Origin of the sequence: Clostridium sp. HBUAS56017 (assembly GCF_007115085.1) — a bacterium.
Classification (GTDB): Bacteria; Bacillota; Clostridia; order Clostridiales; family Clostridiaceae; genus Clostridium; species Clostridium cibarium.
This window is the reverse complement of sequence record NZ_SULK01000005.1, coordinates 202,598-207,555: the sequence shown is the minus strand read 5'-3', so window position 1 is coordinate 207,555 and position 4,958 is coordinate 202,598. Positions and strand designations below refer to the sequence as shown.

Here is a 4,958-nt window from a genome sequence, read left to right as displayed (position 1 = left end):
GTAATGTGGCTCGATAGCTCAGTCGGTAGAGCAGAGGACTGAAAATCCTCGTGTCCCTGGTTCGATTCCTGGTCGAGCCACCAGGATAAGCACTAACTTAGGTTAGTGCTTTTTTATATAATGTTAGAATAAAACATATTTATATAAGAGATAAAAGGAAAAAAATTAAGTTGTTGTTATAATCAATATATATTGATAAAATGTATCTATACTATTTTAAATAAAAAGGAGATAAACAATGGAGAATAAAGTATGGGCAGTTGTTGCAGGAAATGAAATAACAGATAGGGATCTTGATGAAATAATTATGAGATATCCAGAAGATAAAAGGATGTATATGAATAACGAACAAAGTAAAAAGCAATTATTAGAACAAACTATAGCTTTTGAATTATTCGGAAAGTTTGGGGAAGAAATAAAATTAGATGAAACAGATGAATATAAAGAAACTGTAAAAAAGTTAGCTAAAGAAATTCTTATTCAAATGACAATTAATAAAGTTTTATCAGAAGTAACTATTACTGATGAAGAAGTTCAAAACTATTATAATGAAAATAAAGAAAAGTTTATGGATCAACCAACAGCAATAGCTAAGCATATATTAGTTGCTACAGAAGATGAAGCGGCTAGTATTAAGGCAGAAATAGAAGAAGGTAAGATAACATTTGAAGATGCAGCTAAAAAATATTCAACTTGTCCATCAAAAGAGCAAGGAGGAGATCTTGGATCTTTTGGTAGAGGAATGATGGTACCTGAATTTGAAGATGCAGCTTTTGGAGCTGAAATAGGAAAAGTAACAGATGTTGTTAAGACTCAATTTGGATATCACTTAATACTAGTAGAACAAAAAAATGAGCCAAAGGAAAAAAGTTTTGAAGAAGTTAAAGAGACTGTTACAGGACAATTAATTCAAGAAGCTCAACAAAGAAAATATCTTGATGTGGTTAAAGAATTAGAGACGAAATATGGTGTAGAAAGAAAATAAAAAAAACTCCTTTACAGGAGTTTTTTTTGTACATGTATATAAGTTACATAGTGTTTTTTTACAATTATAAAAGTTCTCTAAAATCATATATGTATTTGTCAGCATTTGATATTAATTCATTTTTTTGATATGATGAGGATTTATCATAAACAGCAACTACCTTCATATTAGCTAACTTTGCTCCTTTTACAGCTTCTAATATATCTTCAAATACAATACAATTTTCAGGAGAAACATTTAATTTTCTTGAAGCCAATAAATATACATCGGGCTTACTTTTATTACTTTTTGTTTCGTCGGTAGTTGTAATTGAATCAAAATAATGGTCAATACCAGTAGATCTTAATGCTGCATTTAGCAAGGTAGTATTATTACTTGTGGCTAGGGAAATTTTAATTTTTAAGCTCTTAAGGTAATTTAAGAATTGTATTACTCCAGGTTTTAAAGTAACATCATTAGAATAATATTCATAAGCCATGTTATTCCAAGTGGAGAGGATTGTCTCTATGGAATCATCTAAATTAAATCTTGATTTAAAATATATTGCAGTTTGTTCAAAACTTAGATGACTAATTTCATCTTTAAGGTTAGGAGGAAGATCAATGCCTTTTGAATTAAGATAATTAGCATCAATCTTCTCCCATATCCACATTGAATCAATAAGAGTTCCATCTAAGTCAAAAATTGCAGCATTCATATTTCTTAACATATTTCACCTCAAATATTTTATTATAGTAATATAATAAAAAAGGCAGACAAATTGTCTGCCTTTTTTATGGTCGGGGTGACAGGTCTCGAACCTGCGACCTCATGGTCCCAAACCATGCGCGCTACCATCTGCGCCACACCCCGTGGTACATATATCATTATATATTGATGAGTATGATATGTCAAATGGAAGTTATAAGATAATTTGAATGAAAAGTGTCATAAATAAATGATGAAATTATTTACAATATAGAGGATATAGTAGAATTTCATAGGATAATGGAATATATGTAGGGTAATAAAAGATAAAAAAGGCTCATAAATACTTAGACAAGTTGTTTGATAATGAATATAATGATATAATCTATTATATAATTAAGAATATACTGAGTTTAGGAAGGGAGGGATGGTCTAAAAGACCATTGTGAATGAAGAAAAAAATATTATCTGCATTTATAGCAGGAATACTTGTTCTTACAACAGTAGTGCCGCCGATTCAGGTTAGCGCAACACCTACAGATCAGGAGTTAACTAACGTACATGATGATTATGAAAAGTTACAAGCAAAAGTAAATGAAACAAATCAAAAGGTTCAAGAATTTGATAATCAAATAAGTGGGTTAGCTATAAAAATTAACGATAATAATAGTCAAATTGATAACATAAATAAAGAAGTGAAAAACACAAATAAAGAAATTGATCAAGCTAAGGTAGATATTTCTGAAAAAGAAGATGTATTAGGAAAAAGATTGAGAGAGGTATATAAGTCTGGTGGACAAACTAGTTATCTTTCTTTAATATTCTCAGCAGATAGTTTTAGCGATTTAATTAGTAAGATTGATACAGCTGGAAGACTAGTTAGCATAGATAAAAAAGTTGTACAAGACCTAACTGATAATAAAAAGAAGCTTGATGAGAAAGTGACTTCATTAGGAACAAAGGCAAATGAGATTGAAGATCTTAATGAAGATATACAAGAACAAAAATCTAAGCTTGATGAGAAGAGATCAGAACAGCAAGTTTTTGTTGAGCAAGCTAAAGCAGAGCAAGATGAGTTTAATAAAAAGTTTATGACTCCAATGGAGCAAGCAATTGTGCAGGGTGACATTGATGCGCTGAACAATGCAATGAATGATCCAAATAGTACATCTAGCTCAATTATGGATATTGTTACTAGATTAAGACTAGTTAGAGATAAACAATTGAAGAGTGAATCAGTTATTAAAAATGTAAATGATATTATAGAAAAAGCTAAAGATGTAGCTGCAAGAAAGAAAAAGAATGAAGAAGCTGCAAGAACAAACAGGGGAGTAGTAGTAGGTGGAGTACGTCAATCAGGTAGTACATCAGCTATTGTAAACTATGCATATCAATTCTTGGGATTAGCATATATATATGGAGGAACAACTCCAGCTGGGTTTGACTGTTCAGGATTTACACAGTATGTATATTCACATGCAGCTGGAATTGATATAACAAGAACTACGTATACTCAAATTAATCAAGGAACACCAGTTTCAAGGGATGAATTACAACCTGGGGATTTAGTATTTCCACATGCAGGACATGTAGGAATATATATAGGTAATGGTCAGATGATACATTCACCACAAACAGGAGATGTAATTAAGATATCTCCAGTATATGCATTTATGGCAGGAAGAAGAATATTAAATTAGTATTATAAGGATAAGCTATTTCAAATGAAATTGATATTTCATTTGAAATAGCTTTTTTATTTGTGACTTTCAGAGTATTAATGTATAATAATATGTATCATTTTTGCGGAGTTGATTAGATGTATAATAATGAAATATATAAAGATGAATCCATTGATGATTTACAGTTAAAGGGATTAAAATTAATCCAAAAAAAAGATGCATTTAGATTTGGAGTTGATGCAGTTTTATTATCAGATTTTGCTAATGTAAAGAACAACTTTAGAGTTATTGATCTATGTACAGGCACAGGAATAATACCATTTTTGATATGGGGAAAATATTCGCCTAAAGAAGTTGTAGGGATAGAAATACAAGAAGATATTGCTAATATGGCTCAAAGAAGTACAGAACTTAATTCAGTTCAAGATAAAATTAAGTTTTATGCTGAAGATTTAAGAGAGTTGGAGTTCTTAAAAAGCTTGGGAAGATTTGATGTGGTTACAGTTAATCCACCATATAAATTAAATAGTACAGGAATAGTTAATCCATCAGATAAGTTAGCTATAGCAAGACATGAAGTTATGTGCACGCTAGAAGATGTCATAATAGCTTCTAGGACCTTACTGAAAGATAATGGCCGCATCTATATGGTTCATAGACCAGAAAGGTTAGTAGACATACTAAATCTTATGAGAAAGCATCGTGTGGAGCCTAAAAGAATAAGAATGGTCCATCCTAATACCAAAAAAGCACCAAATATAGTTTTAGTAGAAGGGCAAAGGGATGGAGGAAAGTTTTTAAAGTGGGAAGCCCCTTTATATGTTTATAACGATGAAGGTGGATATAGCGATGAAATAAATTCAATTTATGGAAGGAACGAATAGCAATGAGTGAAGGAAAAGTGTTTCTAGTACCTACGCCTATTGGAAATCTAAAAGATATGACATTAAGAGGGTTAGAAGTGTTACAAAATGCCGATATTATAGCAGCAGAAGATACACGTCAAACATTAAAATTATTAAATCATTTTAGTATACGAAAAACTTTAATAAGTTATCATAAACATAATGAACAAACTAAAAGTGAAGAGATATTAGATTATGTAGAGAAAGGTAAGGTAATAGCTATTGTAACTGATGCTGGAACTCCGGGGATTTCAGATCCAGGGGCGGTCATCGTTGAAAAATGTATAGAAAATAATATAAATTTTGAAGTTCTTCCAGGAGCGACAGCGATAACAACTGCTCTTGTATACTCTGGTTTGGATACAACAAAGTTTCAATTTAGGGGGTTTATATCGAGGGAAACCAAGGAGAGAAAAAAATTATTTCAAGATATTAGAGAAGTAACAGAGTCTTTGATTTTTTATGAATCCCCACATAGATTACTGAGCACATTAAGTTTATTATGTGAGGAATTAGGAAACAGAAGAATAGCTGTTTGTAGAGAATTGACCAAATTGCATGAAGAAATAAAAAGAGGACGTATAAAAGAAGTTATTGAGTACTTCTCTGAAAAGGGGATAAAAGGTGAATTTGTACTAGTTGTTGAAGGTAAGCAGCAGGAAGAGATAGAGAATGAAAATAAAGAGAAGTGGAGAGATT

General features: G+C 31.1%; 5 protein-coding genes and 2 tRNA genes. 5 read left to right on the top strand and 2 right to left on the bottom strand.

The features are described 5' to 3' along the window. Positions 1–7: 7 nt before the first annotated feature. Positions 8–83 (top strand) — tRNA-Phe (locus FAY47_RS07090). Positions 84–238: 155 nt separating this feature from the next. After that, positions 239–985 (top strand): peptidylprolyl isomerase, encoded by a 747-nt coding sequence (locus FAY47_RS07085; protein WP_143315995.1) that lies wholly within the window; start codon positions 239–241, stop codon positions 983–985. A 64-nt stretch (positions 986–1,049) separates the two neighbouring features. Here the strand turns inward: FAY47_RS07085 and FAY47_RS07080 are convergent, their stop codons facing one another. Further along, positions 1,050–1,694 (bottom strand): HAD family phosphatase, encoded by a 645-nt coding sequence (locus FAY47_RS07080; RefSeq protein ID WP_143315994.1) that lies wholly within the window; start codon positions 1,692–1,694, stop codon positions 1,050–1,052. 67 nt (positions 1,695–1,761) lie between these two features. After that, a tRNA-Pro gene (locus FAY47_RS07075) sits at positions 1,762–1,837 on the bottom strand. Positions 1,838–2,121: 284 nt separating this feature from the next. Between FAY47_RS07075 and FAY47_RS07070 the strand changes: the two genes are divergently transcribed. The 3 genes from FAY47_RS07070 to rsmI all read left to right on the top strand — a co-directional run. Next, the gene (locus tag FAY47_RS07070; protein WP_143315993.1) at positions 2,122–3,372 is read left to right on the top strand and encodes an NlpC/P60 family protein; all 1,251 of its coding nucleotides are present in this window, start codon (positions 2,122–2,124) and stop codon (positions 3,370–3,372) included. A gap of 119 nt (positions 3,373–3,491) precedes the next feature. Further along, the gene (locus FAY47_RS07065; RefSeq protein ID WP_143315992.1) at positions 3,492–4,238 is read left to right on the top strand and encodes a tRNA1(Val) (adenine(37)-N6)-methyltransferase; all 747 of its coding nucleotides are present in this window, start codon (positions 3,492–3,494) and stop codon (positions 4,236–4,238) included. 2 nt (positions 4,239–4,240) lie between these two features. Beyond that, positions 4,241–4,958 (top strand): 16S rRNA (cytidine(1402)-2'-O)-methyltransferase (rsmI, locus tag FAY47_RS07060; protein ID WP_243129565.1); only part of this gene is annotated, 718 nt, incomplete at its 3' end.